Source organism: Sabulicella glaciei (assembly GCF_026183895.1).
Classification (GTDB): Bacteria; Pseudomonadota; Alphaproteobacteria; order Acetobacterales; family Acetobacteraceae; genus Roseococcus; species Roseococcus glaciei.
Genome location: NZ_JAPFQI010000001.1, coordinates 422,459 through 437,605, shown reverse-complemented (window position 1 = coordinate 437,605; position 15,147 = coordinate 422,459). Strand labels below are relative to the sequence as shown.

Sequence of the window (15,147 nt, the reverse complement as noted above, 5' to 3'; positions counted from 1 at the left end):
CCTCTGCCAATTTCCCCGCGCATCCGGAGAACGAACCATGCAGCGCCGCAACATCTTCGCCGCCTCGGCCGCCGCCGGTGCGGCTGCCCTCGCCACCCCTGCCCTGTCTCAGGGACGGATCGAATGGCGCATGGTCACGATCTGGCCGCGCAACCTTCCCGGTCCCGGCGTGGCGGCGCAGCGCTGCGCGGACCGCATCGGCCAGCTTTCCGGCGGGCGGCTCACCGTGCGCCTCTTCGCGGCGGGCGAGGTGGTGCCGGCGCCGGGCGCCTTCGATGCGGTGGCAGCGGGTACGGCGGATCTGTATCACGGCGTTCCCTCCTTTTGGATCTCGAAAAGCCCGGGCATCGGCTTCTTCGGCTCCTTCCCCTTCGGCCTCACCGCCTATGAGCGCCAGGGCTGGATGATGCATGGCGGCGGCCAGCCCCTTTACGACCAGATGTATGCGCGCTTCGGCATCAAGCCCTTCATCGTCGGTGACAGCGGGCCGCAGTGGATGGGCTTCTTCCGGCGCGAGATCCGCTCCGCCGACGATTTCCGTGGCCTGCGCTTCCGGACCGCCGGGCTGGGTGGCGAGATGTTCCGCCGCGCCGGCGCCTCGGTGGTCACGCTGCCGGCGGGCGAGATCTTCTCCGCCCTGCAATCCGGCACCATCGATGCCGCGGAATTCGTCGGCCCCTTCTCCGACCTGCCCCTCGGCCTGCATCAGGTAGCGAAGAACTACTACTACCCCGGCGTGCAGGAGCCGTCCTCCGCCGAGGAGATCGGCATCAACATGGCGCGCTGGAACGCCCTGCCGGACGACCTCAAGACTGTGGTCCGCATCGCCGCCCTGTCGCTCCACGAGGAAACGACGACCGAGTACGACACGCGCCATCCGATCGCGCTGCAGGAGTTGGTCTCGCGCCACGGCGTGACGGTGCGCGAGGTGCCGCGGGAGCTGCTGCAGGTCTTCGCCAGCACCGCTGCCGACATGATGGCCGAGTACCGCAGCCATTCCGACGCGCAGGTCAAGCAGATCGCCGACAGCTACGCGACCTATCGCGAGCGGTCGCAGGCCTACATGATGCAGAGCTACGGCGCGATCTTCAACGCGCGCGGCGCCGCGATCCGCCGGGGCTGATTACTTGCGCGCACTCGTCTCGCTCGCGAACGGCATCGACGCCGTCTCGCGGGCCATCGGCATGACGGTCCGCTGGCTCGCGGTGCTGCTGGTGTTGCTCCAATTCGCGGTGGTGGTGCTGCGCTACGCTTTCGGCTCCTCCTTCATCGGGATGCAGGAGGGGGTGATCTACGTCCACGCCATGCTGTTCATGCTGGCGATCGGCTACGCGCTGCTGATCGATGCGCATGTGCGCGTGGACTTCTTCTACGGACGCTGGTCCGAGCGCGGCAAGGCGTGGATGGATCTTGTCGGCGTGCTGGTGACGATCCTGCCATTCTGCTGGCTCCTGGTCTGGTCGTCCTGGGGCTATGTCGCGGTGTCGTTCCGCATGGGTGAGGGGCCGATGCAGTATGGCGGGCTGCCGTTCCAGCCTTACCTCAAGTCGTTGATCCTGGTGATGGCGGGGCTGCTCGCCATCCAGGGCCTGTCGGTGCTGATCAGGGCGCTGGCGGTGATCACCGGGACGTCGGACGTGCTCTTTCCTTCGCGCCGGACGGTGGGCGAGGCATGACCAGTATCGGGTCCATCCTCGACCTGCTGATGATGGTGGCGCTGTGCACCCTCATCATGACGGGCATCCCGGTCGTGTTCATCCTAACCGGCTGCTCCATCGTCTTCGCCGGTCTTGGCATTTTGTTCGGCGCTTTCGACCCGTTCATGCTGGGTGCCCTGGCGCAGCGCCTCTTCGGCACGATGACGAGCGAGGTGCTGATCGCCATCCCGCTCTTCATCTTCATGGGGATGATGCTGGAGCGATCCCGCATCGCGCCCGAGTTGCTGGAAGCGATGGGCCGCCTCTTCGGCACGGTGCGCGGCGGCCTAGCGGTGTCCGTCTCGGTGGTGGGAGCGCTGCTCGCGGCCTCGACCGGCATCGTCGGCGCGACGGTGGTGACGATGGGGCTGATCGCCCTGCCCGCCATGATGAAGCGTGGCTACGAGCCGGGCTTCGCCACAGGCTCCATCTGCGCCGCTGGGACGCTGGGGCAGATCATCCCGCCTTCCACCGTCATGGTCATCCTGGGCGAGGTGCTGGCCGCCGCCTATCAGCAGGCGCAGCTGGCGCAGGGCCTGTTCAGCGTCGAGACCATCTCCGTGGGGCAGCTCTTCGCCGGGTCGATGATCCCGGGGCTGATGCTCGCGGGTCTCTACATCCTTTATCAGCTCACCCTCTCCTGGCTGCGGCCCGAGGTGGGGCCGGCCCTGCCGCGCGGCGAGGCGGAGCACGTCTCCGGTTGGCAGCTGGCCGAGGCGCTGGTGCCGCCCATCGCGTTGATCGTCGCAGTTCTGGGCTCCATCCTCGCGGGCATCGCCACGCCGACCGAGGCCGCCTCCGTCGGCGCCGTGGGCGCCACACTGCTGGCCGGGCTGCGGGTCGAGCGGGGAAAGCCGTGGCCCATCTACATCGGCGCGATCTGCGCCGTATCGCTGGTTGCCCTCGGCTCCGTCTTCGACATGCGGCTGGGCCGGCAGGAAGTGTCGACCGCCGATCTTGCCGCGAGCTGGGTGGCGCTCGGGCTGGCGCTCGGCCTCGCCTACGGCATCGCCGAATCGCTACGGCGGGCATTCCGCCGCGGTGTGCTCGGCTCCGTCTCCCACGCCACCATGAGCGTGACCGCGATGATCTTCGCGACGCTGATCGGCGCCACGCTGTTCTCGCTCGTCTTCCGCGGCCTGGGCGGGGATGACTTGATTCGCGAGTTCCTGGAGATGATCCCGGGCGGGAAATATGGCGCCCTGCTGGTGGTGATGCTGATCGTCTTCGTGCTCGGCTTTCCGCTCGACTTCGTGGAGATCGCAATCATCGTCATCCCCATCGTTGGGCCGGTGCTGCTGCAGATGGGGGTGGACCCGATCTGGCTGGGCGTGCTGATCGCCATCAACCTCCAGACCTCGTTCCTGACGCCGCCGCTGGGGCCAACCCTGTTCTACATTCAGGGTGTGCTCCCACCGGGCGTCACCTCGCAGCACGTGTATCGCGGCATCCTGCCCTTTGTTGGCATCCAGCTCCTCGGGCTGGGGCTGGTCCTGGCTTTTCCGCAGCTCGCGACCTGGCTGCCCTCGGTGCTGTTCAAATAGCGGCGGGCGCCGTCGCGCCGCAGCCGCGCAGCAGGGCATCGAAGGCGGCCTCGTCCTCCCATTGGAGGGAGACGCTGACGACCTTGACCTGGGAACGGAAGTCGACGGGGATGCGGACCCAGTCCTTGCGCGTGGTGACCGGGATGGCGGAGAGCTTGTCGGCCTCCGCCAGAAGGCGGCGCAGGTCGCTGGCATCAAAGGGGTAATGGTCGGCGAAGGCCTCGCTGCCGGCCAGCACTGCACCGCCGGTCCGCAGCGTGTTGAAGAATTTCCGCGGATTGCCGATGCCGCAGAAGGCGAACACGCTGCCGCCGCGCAACTCCTCCATTTCCGGCCCCGGGACCAGCGAGGCACGCAGCACCGGCAACTCCGGTGGCAGGGTGGCCAGCGCGCCCGTCTCGTCCTCGCCGACCAGCACGGCCGCCTGGCAGCGCGCGGCCACGAGGGCCACCGGCTCCCGCAGTGGCCCTGCGGGAATCACGTGTCCGTTGCCGAAGCCGTAGGAGCCGTCGATGGTCAGCAGTGCGAGGGATTTTTCCAGCGTCGGGTTCTGCAGCCCGTCATCCATGATGATGACTCCTGCCCCCGCCTGGACGGCGTGGCGCGCGCCCTCGGCACGGTCGGCGCTGACCCAGGTGGGCGCCAGCGCCGCGAGGAGCAGCGCCTCGTCACCAACCTTGTTGCTGTCATGCTCCGCCGGGTCCACACGGACCGGCCCCTTGAGGGATCCGCCATAACCACGCAGCAGGAAATGCGGCGACAGGCCGCGCTCGGCGAGACGCCGGCCCGCCTCCAGCGCCAGCGTGGTCTTGCCAGCGCCGCCGGCCGTGGCGCCGCCGCAGCAGATCACCGGGACGGGCGCCTTCCAGCCGGGCTGGGACACGCGGCGCGCGGTGGCTCGGGCATAGGCCGCCGCGGCGGGACGGAGCAGCAGGGGCCAGATTCCCCCGCCGCGTCCCCAGAATTCGGGGGCACGGATGCCGATGGTCCTCGTCTCCTTCTCGTGTGGCCCGGCGGGGGTTCAGCCCGGCATCAGGCCCAGCAACTCCTCCGCCATGCGGGCCGGGACATGCGCGGCCGCATCGGCGAAGCCCCCGGCCGCGCGACGCATCGCGTCTGCCGAGGCGGGATTGGTTAGCACGTCATGCACCGCCTCCGCCAGCGCAGCGGCGTCTGCGACGGGGCGCAGGGCACCGGCCGCGATCAGGGCATCAGTCTGCTCGGTGAAGTTCTGCCGGTGCGGCCCCATCAGCACGGGGCAGCCCAGCCGCACCGCCTCCAGCGGATTCTGCCCGCCATGCGGAACCAGGCTGCCGCCGACGAAGGAGACTCCGGCAAGCCGGTAGAACAGGCCCAGCTCGCCGATCGTGTCCGCGACGTGAAAGGGCGCGGCATCAGGCAGCGCTTTCGCCGAGCGACGCCCTGCCCCCGTGAGGGCGGCGAGCTCGGCGCCACGCTCGGGGTGGCGGGGGGCGAGGATGGTGAGGAGGTCCGGCACGCCGCTGGCCTGATGGGCGGCGATCACCTGCTCCTCCTCGCCCGGATGGGTGGAGGCGGCCAGCAGGACCGGGCGGGCGCCGACCGCCGCCCGCAATGCCGCCAGCGCCTCCGGCTCCGCAGGAAGCGGTGCGGCGGATTGCTTGAGGTCGGCCGGGGCGGCGACGCGCCGCGCGCCAAGTGCCGAGACGCGCTCGGCATCCTCGGCGGAGCGCGGCAGGACCAGCGAAAGCCCGCCCAGCAGCCGCCCGGCCAAGGCGGGCGCCCAGCGGCGCCAGCGCTCGAAGGAGCGGGCGGAAAGCCGGGCATTGATCAGGGCCACCGGGATGCCGCGTTGGCTCAGCGCGGACAGGGTGTTGGGCCACAACTCGCTCTCGACGAAGCCGGCGGCATCGGGTCGCCAGCCGTCAAGGAAGCGCTCCACCCAGCCCGGCACGTCGAGCGGCGCGTAGCGATGCTGGACACGTCCCGACAGCGCGTCCGGCAGGCGCTTTGGCAGCAACGTCGCGGAGGTGACGGTGCCGGTGGTGAGCAGGACGGACAGGCGCGGGTCGCGCGCCAACAGCGCCTCCAGCAACGGCAGGACGGACAGGCTTTCGCCCACGCTGGCGGCGTGGAGCCAGAAGACGCGCCCTTCTGGGCGGGCCGCACCGTGCCCCTCGCGCTCGCCCAGGCGGGACGGGTCTTCCTTCCCGCGCTGGGCGCGGCGGCGCAGGTGCAGCCGGAGCGCCGGCGCAGCGATCGTCGCGATGCCGTGCCAGAGGTTGCTCATCGCGGAGGCCCCGCCTCGGCCTCGGCGCGCTCGGCAGCGGCGTTCAGCGCCGCCTCGATCGCGGAAAGCCCGGCCTCATGCGGCACGGGAGGCTCCAGCGCAAACACCCCACGGCCAAACGGCAATGGCACCACCATCCGATCCCAGGAGCGAAGCCGGATGCCTTGCGAGGTGAAGGCGGCGGCCGCCATCACCGGCAGGCGCGCCATGGTGGCCAGCTGCGCGATGCCGGGCGCGGCGACCCGGCGCGGGCCGCGCGGCCCGTCCGGGGTGATCGCCACCACCTCGCCCGCCCGGGTGAGGCGCAGAAGCGACAGGAGACCGGCCGCCCCGCCCCGGGAGGAAGAGGCATGGACGAGGCGCAGACCGAAGCGATCCACCACCTCCCCGATGAGGCGGCCGTCGCGGTGGCGCGACACCAGGACATGCACGGTCGAAGCCAGGCCCTTCTCCCGCGCCTCCTCCATCAGGCGTGGCATGAGGGGCAGGCACTCGTGCCAGAAGGCCAGGATGAAGTGGCCGCCCGTCGCCTCGGCGTGCTCCCAGCCGAGGATGCGCCAGCGCGTCGTGCGGTACACGAAGGCGAGGTAGAGGCCCAGGAGCCGGGCAGCGCCGGTCTGGAAGGCAGGGTGTCGCTTGATACGGCGCAGCATCGTCACCTTGGGCCGTGGCACGGCGCGCCCGGCGGCGCAAGCCTAGACCCGCATTGGAACCAGCCCGTCGCGCAGCATCCGCGCCGCCGCTTCCCAGGAGTGACGCCGCGCGACCGCAAGGGCGGCCTCGCGCGGGACCTCCAGTGCGAGGTGGCAGGCGCGGGACAGGTCCTCGTCGACGGCGCCGCCCTCCCCCACCACGTCGCGCGGCCCCATGACGGGGAAGCCGGCCACCGGGGTGCCGCAGGCCATTGCCTCCAACATGACGAGGCCGAATGTGTCCGTGCGGGAGGGAAAGACCAATACGTCGGCGGAGCGATAGGCGTCGGCCAGGGCCTCGCCATGACGCCAGCCGGCGAAATGCGCGTCCGGGAAAGCCGCCTGCAGCGCCGGCCTGCGCGGCCCGTCGCCGACCACCACCTTGGTTCCCGGCAGGTCGAGGCGCAGAAAGGCCTCGATGTTCTTTTCCACCGCGACGCGCCCCGCATGCAGCCAGATTGGCCGCGCCAACCCGTCCCATGCATCGCGCCGCCCCTCACGCCGGAACAAGGCGAGGTCTACGCCGCGCGTCCAGGCCAGGATGTGGCGGAAGCCGCGCGTCGTGAGTTCCTCGCGCAGCGTCGCGGTCGCGGCGAAGGTGGCGCCGGCCGGGCGGTGGAAGCGGCGCAGCCACGCCCAGGTGAGCGACGCCGGGATGCGTGTGCGCGCCTCCACGTATTCCGCGAAGCGCGTATGGAAGCTCGTGGTGAACTGCCAGCCGCGCTGAAGGCAAAGCCGCCGCGCGGCCAGGCCGAGCGGCCCTTCGGTGGCGATGTGTAGGTGCGTCGGGGCCGCTTCCTCGACCATGCGAGGAATGTCGCGGCCCGGCCGGAGCGCCAACCGGATCTCGGGGTAGAACGGCATGGGCAGGGAGCGGAACCGGTCGGGACCGATCACCTCCACCGCGTCGCCCGCCTCCCGCAATGACCCGGCCACCGCTTCCAGGGTGCGGACGACGCCGTTCACCTGAGGCCGCCAGGCGTCGGAGATGAAGAGGAGGCGGATCGGCGCCTCCCCGGAAGCCGCCATCACGCCAAGGCGTCCTCCGCTTCCGCCGCCTCGCGGGCGCGAATGCGGGCCGGCCAGTCCACCAGTTCGAAGCGGCCATCCGCGTGCTCGATCAGGGCGGTGCAGCTTTCCACCCAGTCCCCATCGTTCATGTAGAGCACGCCGTGGACGTGGCGCATCTCCGCGTGGTGGATGTGGCCGCAGATCACGCCGTCCAGCCCGCGCCTCTTCGCCTCGTTCGCCAACGCGACCTCGAAGCGGTCGATGGCCTTGACCGCCTCCTTCACCTGGCGCTTCAGCCAGGCTGAGAGCGACCAGTAGGGGTAGCCGAGCTTGCGTCGCGCCACGTTGAACCAGCGGTTCAACACCAGCGTCGTGTCGTAGGCCCAGTCGCCCAGATAGGCGAGGAACTTGGCGTAGCGGATCACGCCGTCGAACTCGTCGCCATGGATGACGAGGAAGCGGCGGCCATCGGCGCCGAGATGCACTGCCTCGCGCCGGATGCGCACGCCCGCGACGTCGAGATGGAGCCAGTCGCGGAAGATCTCGTCGTGATTGCCGGGGATGTAGGTGACCGTGACGCCGGATTGCGACAGGGCGATGACGGTGCGGATCACCTCGCTGAACTCGGGCTGCCAGTACCAGGATTTGCGGAGACGCCAGCCATCCACCACGTCGCCGACGAGATAGAGATGCTCGCACCTCACCTCACGCAGGAGATCGAGGAGCATGTCGGCACGGGCACCACGCGTCCCGAGATGGATGTCCGAGACGAAGACGCTGCGAGCCTGCAACATGCGTCGGATTCCGTTCTGCCTGCTGCGGCAATGCGACGAGAAAGCTTGCGTTGCACGTGAAGCTTGCATGAACGCTGCACCACGCACATGCCTCGCCAGCCCGACTCGCCGCCACCCCTGGCGGCGCGCGCCATTCCGTGGTGCCCTCCGCTCCAGCCGAACCCGTTCGAGGAGGAGACAGAATGACCATCGGATTCCGCGTGCGCGACGTGACGCGTCGAGTCGATCCCGCCCTGGCGCAGCGCGCCGCAAAGGTGCCGGCCGCCAATGTCGGCGACGTGATGAACCGGATGCAGTCGCTCTCCGGCACGTTCCACGCCTATGGCGGGCGCAAGCGCATGGTGGGGCCAGCCTTCACGGTGAAGGCGCGCTCGGGCGACAACCTGATGCTGCACCGCGCGGTGGACATGGCCCAGCCTGGCGACATCATCGTCTGCGACGGCAATGGCGACCTGTCCGTCGCGCTGATGGGCGACCTGATGCTGGGTCATGCCATGGTGCGCGGCGTGGCCGGCGTCGTCATCGACGGCGCGGTGCGCGACGTCGCCTCGCTGGCCAAGATGGAGTTGGGCGTTTGGGCCAAGGGCCACACCCCCGCGGGCCCCTGGAAGGAAGGCCCGGGCGAGATCGGCACCCCGATCTCATGCGGCGGGCAGGTGGTGATGCCGGGCGACCTGATCTGCTGCGACGAGGATGGGGTGGTGGTGGTGCCGCTGGACGAGGCCGAATCGGTGATCGCCGCGGCGGAGCAGCACCAGGCCAAGGAGATCAAGGCGGAGGAGGATATCCGCAACGGGCGCTGGCCGCGCGATTGGGTGCCGGCGAGCCTGAAGGAAAAGGGCTGCGAGGGGGGCTGAGCCCCCTCGCCTGCCGCTCGGTGCCGGCGCTCAGGCGCCGGCCTGCTGGATCGCCGAAAGCTGCCAGGGGCTACCCTGGCTGCGGACAAAGGTCCAGTACTCGATCGCCATGGTCCGCGTCTCTGGGTCGCCCTCGGTGATGCGGCCGGTGGCCACCTCTCGCGTCACGTCCACGGCAGAGAAGCGCATGGCGACGGTGGCATAGTCGCGCGCCCCTTCGCTCCAGGCCTCGGCAAGGTCGCCCTGCTCCAACCGGACGTCGCGCGTCTCGTTCTTCCAGCCCCGCGTCCGGAGGGCGGCGAAGTCGTCGCGGAAGAACCCCACCATCTCCGGCGTGGCGATGCGCGACAGGGTGCCCAGATCCTCGCGCGACCAAGCCTCGTTCACCTGCTTCAGCAGGGTCTCGAAGGATTGGTAATCGGCCGACCCGATCGAGACGGGTGCGGAGGCAGCGGCGCCACCGCCCGCGAGGCCGGGCAGCAGGCCGGGTCGGCCGCCGGCGCCATGGGCCTCGCGCGCCATGCCGGCCGGGGCCGGCTGGGCGCGGCGACGCAGCAGCGAGACCGCCAGCATGATCAGGCCGCCGATCAGAATGACCTGGAGCAGCACGCCGAGCATCCCGGCGAAGCCGCCGGCCAGGAAGCCACCGCCCATCATCAGCCCAAGCAGGCCGCCACCGATCAGCCCCGCCATGAAGGGGTTGCGGAACATGCCGCCGGGCTGGGCGGTCTGCGGCCGCGCTGCGCCGGGCGCCGCGGCCGGTGAGCCGGGGCGCGTGGGCTGCGTCATGGTGCGGTCCATCTGCCGGCTGGGCGCCGGCGCCGTGCTGGTCGAAGGCGGCGGCGCGTAGGTGCGCGCGCCCCGGCTGCCGGAGGAGAACCCGCCGCCTGGGCGGGCATCCGCCAGGGCCGGCGCCAGGGCGAGAAGCGCCGCGGCGGCGATGGCGAGGAGGTGGGAAGGACGGCGCATGATCCGGCGTCTCCTAGGTTGGGGACAATCTATCCCATAGATGGTGCGGGCAATCACGGATTGCGATGGCCCTCGCGCTTGCGCACCCTCAGAAACGACCGAGGAAAAGCAAGGAATGAAGGCAGGACGCCTCATGGCTGCGCTGGCCGTCGCAACCGCCCTCTCCGCCTGCGCCGTGCGGCCCCCGCCGCCCAGTGCCGAGACGGAGCAACCCCACATGTCGCCCCGTGCCCCCGACTGGGCCGACCAGCCGGAGATCATGCTCGCCCTCCGCTGGCCGAACGGCCGGGTCCGAGGGGCGCTCAGGCTGCGGCGGTGCGGCGTCGCCGCATCACCTGACCGACGAGCAACAGGATGCCGAGGCCCAGGCCCAACCAGTGCGGCGCCGGAATGGAATCCCACGTCACCGCCTCCAGGACGGCCGGGAAGACCATCAGCAGGCCGGCGAGCCCCATCATCCAACGCTCCAGCGTGCCCATGGCGGTGATGGCGAAGCCCTGGCAGGCGGAGGCTAGGCCCGCTAGGCCAAGCGTGGCGAAGAAGATCTGCCAGAACACGTCCACCCAGGTCATGTCCCCGACGAAGTTGAGCAGCAGCCCCACCCCCTGCGGATCGGTGACGAAGACGAAGGGCAGGACGAAGGCCGGGAGCGTGTACTTCCAAGCCATCAGCGTGGTGCGATAGGGGCCTGCGCCCGTGATGGCCGCCGCAGCGAAGGGCGAGAGCGCGGTCGGCGGAGAAACCTCGCTGAGCACGGCGTAGTAGAAGACGAACATGTGCGCCGCGTAGTCCGGAACGCCCAGCTTGATGAGCGCCGGCGCCGCGACCACCGCGCAGATGATGTAGGAGGCGGTGACGGGCACGGCGAGGCCGACCACCCAGACGATCAGCCCGGTGTAGATCGCCGTGACGATCAGCGAGCCGCCCGCCGCCTGGATGGCGATGTCGGAGAACTTCAGCCCCAACCCCGTCAGGGTGATGCAGCCGACGATGATGCCGGCGCAGGCGCAGGTGGCGGCGATGCCGAGCGCCTGCTCCGACCCCGCGGCGAGGGTGCGGGCCAGCTTCAGCGGGTACAGGGCGCTTTCCCGCGACAGGAAGGACAGCGCGATGGCCAGCAGCATGGCGTAGAGCACGGACAGCGTGGCCGAATAGCCGATGCTCATGAAGGCGATGATCGCGATCAGCGAGGTGAAATGGTACCACCCGCGCTTGAACATCGGCCAGACGCGCTCCGTCGTGATCGGCGCGTCGTCCACGTTAACGCCGGACAGGCGGATGCGGCGCTGGTCCAGTTCCACCATAAACAGCAGCGCGGCGTAGTAGAGCACCGTCGGGATGATCGCCATGATCAGCACGTCGAGGTAGCTGATCTTCAGGTATTCGGCGATCAGGAAGGCGGCGGCGCCCATGATGGGAGGCGAGACGATGGCCCCCAGGCCGCCCGCCGCGAGCAGCCCGCCCGCGTCGTGCGAGGTGTAGCCGACCCGGCGCATCATCGGCCATGCCACCGTGCCGATCGTCACCGTGGTGGCGACGCCCGACCCCGAGGGGCCGCCGAGAAGGAAGGCAGACAGCACCACGGTCCGCCCCGCCGAGGAGGGTCGGCCACCCGTAGCGGCGAAGGAGAAATCCACAAAGTACTTGCCCGCGCCTGTCGCGCTGAGGATCGCGCCGTAAATGGTGAAGAGGATGATCAACGTGGCGGACACGTCCACCGCCGTGCCAAAGATTCCCTCAAGCGTGATGGAGAGATGCGGGATCAGCCGCTCCTCGTCATATCCGCGATGGGTCCATGGCGCCGGGAGGTGGTTGCCGAAAAAGGCGTAGAGCAGGAAGCAGATCGCGACCACGGGCATGATCCAGCCCGTGCAGCGCCGCGTCGCCTCCAGCACCAATGCGATCAGCAGCCAGCCGACCACGATGTCCATCGGCTCGGGGAAGATGATGCGGTCCTGCAGGTCGTCGCCGCCGGAGATCAGGTACCAGGTGACGTAGAGCCCGGCAGCGATCAGCGCCCAATCCCAGGGTGGGAAGCGGTCGCGGAAGCGGCGCGCCACCGGGAAGAGCATGAAGCCCAGCACCAGGGTGAAGCCCACATGCGCGAAGCGCAGCGTCGTGGTGGGCACGATGCTCCAGGCCGCCCACAGGTGGAAAAGCGACATGACGAGGGCGATGCCCACCGCCACGACGCCCAGCGCCCCCTGGAAGCGGTTCATCACCCCCTCTTCCGCCTCGATCAGCTTTTCGACCTTGGCGGCGGTCTCGGCATCCATCGCGTTTGGAGCGATCTCGGAGAACGGATTTGAGGGCTGGGTCATGCGGGAAAGTTACCCTGGAAAAAGCGGGGCGCGGCACCGACGCCGCGCCCCGTATTGGCTCGAGGAAGCGCCGGAGGTCCGGTCAGCCCAGGTTGGCGCCCTGACCGCGCCAGAACGCCTCGGCCGCCGGGTGCCAGGGCACGCCCGCCGCGGCGGTCTTCTGCCCCTGGACGCTGAAGTTGCGTGCCTCGGCATGGACGCGGCCCCAATCCTCGCGATTCTCCCACAGCGTCGTCAGGATCGAGCGGACGAGATCGGGCGAGGCGTCCTCGCGCACCGCCAGGATGTTGGCGACGGAAAGCTGCTTGTTGGCCTGCGTCTGGCCGGGATACGTGTTCGCCGGAATTTCCTCGGCGAAATAGACCGGGCCGTTCTCGCGCACGATCGGCTCCAGGAACTCCGCGTGATCGATCAGGACGATCTGCGTGCCGGGCGTCGCCGCGAGGTCGGTGATGGCGCTGGTCGGCACGCCGGACACGAAGAAATAGGCGTCGATCTTGTTGTCGCGGATGGCGTTGGTGCTTTCCGCCGGCGACAGGCGCTCGCGGCCACGGAAGTCGCTGTTGAGGTTCAGCCCGGCGGCGGCGATGAGGCGCGAGGCGAAGAGTTCCGTCGCGCTCTGCGGCGCGCCGGTCGAGATGCGCTTGCCCTTCAGGTCGGCCATGGTGCGGATGTTGCGGTCCGCCGTGGTCACCACCTGCATGCGGTTGGTATACAGCACGGCGATGGCGCGCGTCGGCACCTGGCGGCCGCGGAACTGGCCCGCGCCGCGGATTGAGTCCACCGCCGCGTCCACCTGCCCGAACACGATCTGCGCGCGGTTCGCGCCAAGAAGCTGGAAGTTCGCGGTGGAGCCCGCCGTCACCTCGGCCGTGGCGGAGGTGTTGGGCAGGGCGCGGCTGAGGTAGTTCCCGAGCGCCCCGCCCAGCGGATAGTACACGCCACCGGTCGTCCCGGTTGCAATCACGAGTTGCTGACCCTGAGCCAGGGCGCCCGTGGAAGCCCCCAGGATCGCGGGCAAGGCAAGGGCGGCGCGGCGGCTGATGCGGTTCAAGGCTTGTTCCTCCGGACTGATTGATTCGTTTTGTCTGCATTAAGCGAGACGCCTCGCAAAAGCAAAGCCCTTGCGCGGGATCAAGGCGGCCGGTCCCTGGAGTGTCGCAAGACAGGGCAACTTGCTGGAGACCCTGCCATGAACCGCCTCACCGCCGGAGACCTGATGACCACCGTGGTCGTCACCGTCCCCCTCGCCACCCCCGTCTTCGCCATCGCACGCCTCCTGGCCGAGCGCGGCATCAGCGCCGTGCCCGTGCTGGGCGAGAAGGGCGACGTGATGGGCATCGTGACCGAGGCCGACCTGATCCGCCGCTTGGCCGGCGAGGAGGAACGCCCGGCTTCCTGGTTCCGCACCCTGTTCAGCGATCCGGGCGCCATGGCCGACCGCTTCGCCCGCACCCACGGCCTTCGCGCCGCCGACGTGATGACGGAGGAGGTCGTCTCCGTCGCCAGCGACATGCGCGCCAGCCAGGTGGCGGCGCTGATGGAGGAGCGGGGCATCCGCCGCGTTCTGGTCATCGAGGATGGGCGGCTGCGCGGCATCGTCAGCCGCGCCGACCTCTTGCGTGCCCTCGTCGCCCCCTCGGCCGAGCCCGCCGATTGCTCAGACGAGCGGATTCGTCGCGCCGTGCTGGCGTTGATGCGCCGCCAGCCCTGGGTGGACGGCTTTCACACCATGATCGAGGTGAAGGACGGAATTGTGGAGCTTCACGGCTTCATGCGCGATGAATCCGTGCGGCGCGGGTTGCGCGTGCTGGCGGAGTCCGTCCCGGGCGTGCGCGGGGTGCGCGACGAGACCATCCCAATGCCTGCCGTGATGATGTCCGGCACCTGACTTCAATGCGCTGGCAGTTTTTTTCAGCGCAGTGGTAAGCTTTCCAAGGCGGCGCGGTCCCTGCAGAGGACCGGCCGCGGAGGGAACGATGATGAAGGGATTCTCGCGCAGGTCGCTTTTCGGCGCCTGCCTTGCCTGCGGCTCGGCCCATCTCGGCCTGACCGCCACACCGGTCCAGGCACAGGGATCGGGCTGGTCGCCTCCAGCCTCAGCACAGCGCTGCCCGTCGCGCTGGGGGCCGAATGATCGCCGTGGCTCCATGAACCTGCTGACGCCGGAGCGGATGCGCGACGCCGCGGGGATGATCCGCGAGGGGCGCAAGATCGAGCTGGGCCACATGCTGTCGCAGGAAATGCCCTTCTTCGGGACGCGGCGCTTCGACGTGCACCTGAAGCAGATGTTCATGAACCCCCAGGCCAACCGGCGCGGCTCCAACGAGGAGCTGGTGGTGGGCGAGATGGCGCAGGTGGGGACGCAATTCGACGGCTTCCCGCACCAGACCATCGGCGACGAGACGTATAACTGCGTCAACGTCCCCTCCATCTCGTCGCGCGGCGGCTTCACGGAGATGGGGATCGAGACGGTCGGCACCATCATGACTCGCGGCGTGCTGATGGACGTGGCCGGGCTGAAGGGCGTGCAGACCCTGCCCGACGACTACGAGATCACGGTCCAGGACCTGGAGGAGGCCCTGCGGCGCCAGCGCGTGGAGCTGCGCGAAGGCGACGCCATGATCATCAACACCGGCTGGGGCCACCTCTGGGGCCGGGACAATGCGCGCTACGTGCGAGGCTGCCCCGGAATCGGCGTGGCGGCGGCGGAGTGGCTCATCGAGCGCAACCCGCTGCTGCTCGGCTCGGATAACTGGCCGGTGGAATGCGCGCCGTCCAAGACCATGCCGCACGCCTCGCTGCCCGTGCACCAGATCGCGCTGGTGGTGAACGGTGTCCATCTGCTTGAGAACATGAACCTCACGGAGATGGTCTCCACGGGGCGCTCGGAGTTCTGCTTCATGATGCAGCCGCTGCGGATGCGGGGCTTCACGGGCAGCACCGTGGCGCCCGCCGCGATGTTCTGACCCATCCGGCCCGGTTTCGCTTGC

Annotated in this window: 14 protein-coding genes; 6 read left to right on the top strand and 8 right to left on the bottom strand. The window is 69.5% G+C overall.

From position 1 onward, the window contains the following. Positions 1 to 37 precede the first annotated feature (37 nt). Genes OF850_RS01860 through OF850_RS01850 form a run of 3 tightly spaced genes read left to right on the top strand, consistent with a single transcriptional unit; the run spans position 38 to position 3,241 of the window. On the top strand, positions 38 to 1,123 hold the full coding sequence (locus OF850_RS01860; RefSeq protein ID WP_301587961.1) for a TRAP transporter substrate-binding protein: 1,086 nt from the start codon (positions 38 to 40) through the stop codon (positions 1,121 to 1,123). Positions 1,124 to 1,127: 4 nt separating this feature from the next. Further along, entirely contained in the window at positions 1,128 to 1,676 is a 549-nt protein-coding gene (locus tag OF850_RS01855) for a TRAP transporter small permease subunit (RefSeq protein ID WP_301587960.1), read from the top strand. Beyond that, positions 1,673 to 3,241 (top strand): TRAP transporter large permease, encoded by a 1,569-nt coding sequence (locus tag OF850_RS01850; RefSeq protein WP_301587959.1) that lies wholly within the window; start codon positions 1,673 to 1,675, stop codon positions 3,239 to 3,241. The genes OF850_RS01855 and OF850_RS01850 overlap by 4 nt, the downstream gene beginning before the upstream one ends. Here OF850_RS01850 and lpxK read toward each other — a convergent pair. The 5 genes from lpxK to OF850_RS01825 are packed head-to-tail and all read right to left on the bottom strand — an operon-like array spanning position 3,234 to position 8,007. Then, positions 3,234 to 4,220, bottom strand: a complete 987-nt coding sequence (lpxK, locus tag OF850_RS01845) for a tetraacyldisaccharide 4'-kinase (protein WP_301588841.1) — start codon at positions 4,218 to 4,220, stop codon at positions 3,234 to 3,236. The genes OF850_RS01850 and lpxK overlap by 8 nt on opposite strands. A gap of 42 nt (positions 4,221 to 4,262) precedes the next feature. Continuing rightward, on the bottom strand, positions 4,263 to 5,510 hold the full coding sequence (locus tag OF850_RS01840) for a 3-deoxy-D-manno-octulosonic acid transferase (protein WP_301587958.1): 1,248 nt from the start codon (positions 5,508 to 5,510) through the stop codon (positions 4,263 to 4,265). Then, complete coding sequence (locus OF850_RS01835) at positions 5,507 to 6,163, bottom strand: lysophospholipid acyltransferase family protein (protein WP_301587957.1); 657 nt, start codon at positions 6,161 to 6,163, stop codon at positions 5,507 to 5,509. The genes OF850_RS01840 and OF850_RS01835 overlap by 4 nt, the downstream gene beginning before the upstream one ends. 42 nt (positions 6,164 to 6,205) lie before the next feature. Beyond that, entirely contained in the window at positions 6,206 to 7,231 is a 1,026-nt protein-coding gene (locus OF850_RS01830) for a glycosyltransferase family 4 protein (protein WP_301588840.1), read from the bottom strand. Then, positions 7,231 to 8,007: a UDP-2,3-diacylglucosamine diphosphatase gene (locus OF850_RS01825; protein ID WP_301587956.1), complete on the bottom strand. Its 777-nt coding sequence runs from the start codon at positions 8,005 to 8,007 to the stop codon at positions 7,231 to 7,233. Before OF850_RS01825 ends, OF850_RS01830 begins: the two co-directional genes overlap by 1 nt. A gap of 182 nt (positions 8,008 to 8,189) precedes the next feature. Between OF850_RS01825 and OF850_RS01820 the strand changes: the two genes are divergently transcribed. Further along, the gene (locus tag OF850_RS01820; protein ID WP_301587955.1) at positions 8,190 to 8,864 is read left to right on the top strand and encodes an RraA family protein; all 675 of its coding nucleotides are present in this window, start codon (positions 8,190 to 8,192) and stop codon (positions 8,862 to 8,864) included. 30 nt (positions 8,865 to 8,894) lie between these two features. Here OF850_RS01820 and OF850_RS01815 read toward each other — a convergent pair whose 3' ends face one another. The 3 genes from OF850_RS01815 to OF850_RS01805 form a co-directional block, all read right to left on the bottom strand. Continuing rightward, a complete protein-coding gene (locus OF850_RS01815; protein ID WP_301587954.1) occupies positions 8,895 to 9,833 on the bottom strand; it encodes a TIM44-like domain-containing protein in 939 nt (312 codons plus the stop codon). A 302-nt stretch (positions 9,834 to 10,135) separates the two neighbouring features. Further along, entirely contained in the window at positions 10,136 to 12,154 is a 2,019-nt protein-coding gene (locus OF850_RS01810) for a TRAP transporter permease (protein ID WP_301587953.1), read from the bottom strand. A gap of 82 nt (positions 12,155 to 12,236) precedes the next feature. Then, the gene (locus OF850_RS01805) at positions 12,237 to 13,208 is read right to left on the bottom strand and encodes a TAXI family TRAP transporter solute-binding subunit (protein ID WP_301587952.1); all 972 of its coding nucleotides are present in this window, start codon (positions 13,206 to 13,208) and stop codon (positions 12,237 to 12,239) included. Between the two features lie 138 nt (positions 13,209 to 13,346). Between OF850_RS01805 and OF850_RS01800 the strand changes: the two genes are divergently transcribed. Together OF850_RS01800 and OF850_RS01795 are read left to right on the top strand one after the other, a co-directional pair. Continuing rightward, positions 13,347 to 14,045, top strand: a complete 699-nt coding sequence (locus tag OF850_RS01800) for a CBS domain-containing protein (protein WP_301587951.1) — start codon at positions 13,347 to 13,349, stop codon at positions 14,043 to 14,045. Positions 14,046 to 14,133: 88 nt separating this feature from the next. After that, complete coding sequence (locus OF850_RS01795) at positions 14,134 to 15,123, top strand: cyclase family protein (protein WP_301587950.1); 990 nt, start codon at positions 14,134 to 14,136, stop codon at positions 15,121 to 15,123. Positions 15,124 to 15,147 lie beyond the last annotated feature (24 nt).

What these genes read in the sequence shown, in the direction of transcription:
- OF850_RS01860 (WP_301587961.1), top strand. Translation starts at nt 38, where the DNA reads ATGCAGCGCCGCAACATCTTCGCCGCCTCGGCCGCCGCCGGTGCGGCT.
- OF850_RS01810 (WP_301587953.1), bottom strand. Translation starts at nt 12,154, where the DNA reads ATGACCCAGCCCTCAAATCCGTTCTCCGAGATCGCTCCAAACGCGATG.
- OF850_RS01820 (WP_301587955.1), top strand. Translation starts at nt 8,190, where the DNA reads ATGACCATCGGATTCCGCGTGCGCGACGTGACGCGTCGAGTCGATCCC.
- OF850_RS01795 (WP_301587950.1), top strand. Translation starts at nt 14,134, where the DNA reads ATGATGAAGGGATTCTCGCGCAGGTCGCTTTTCGGCGCCTGCCTTGCC.
- OF850_RS01815 (WP_301587954.1), bottom strand. Translation starts at nt 9,833, where the DNA reads ATGCGCCGTCCTTCCCACCTCCTCGCCATCGCCGCCGCGGCGCTTCTC.
- OF850_RS01835 (WP_301587957.1), bottom strand. Translation starts at nt 6,163, where the DNA reads ATGCTGCGCCGTATCAAGCGACACCCTGCCTTCCAGACCGGCGCTGCC.
- OF850_RS01830 (WP_301588840.1), bottom strand. Translation starts at nt 7,231, where the DNA reads ATGGCGGCTTCCGGGGAGGCGCCGATCCGCCTCCTCTTCATCTCCGAC.
- OF850_RS01825 (WP_301587956.1), bottom strand. Translation starts at nt 8,007, where the DNA reads ATGTTGCAGGCTCGCAGCGTCTTCGTCTCGGACATCCATCTCGGGACG.
- OF850_RS01800 (WP_301587951.1), top strand. Translation starts at nt 13,347, where the DNA reads ATGAACCGCCTCACCGCCGGAGACCTGATGACCACCGTGGTCGTCACC.
- OF850_RS01850 (WP_301587959.1), top strand. Translation starts at nt 1,673, where the DNA reads ATGACCAGTATCGGGTCCATCCTCGACCTGCTGATGATGGTGGCGCTG.
- OF850_RS01840 (WP_301587958.1), bottom strand. Translation starts at nt 5,510, where the DNA reads ATGAGCAACCTCTGGCACGGCATCGCGACGATCGCTGCGCCGGCGCTC.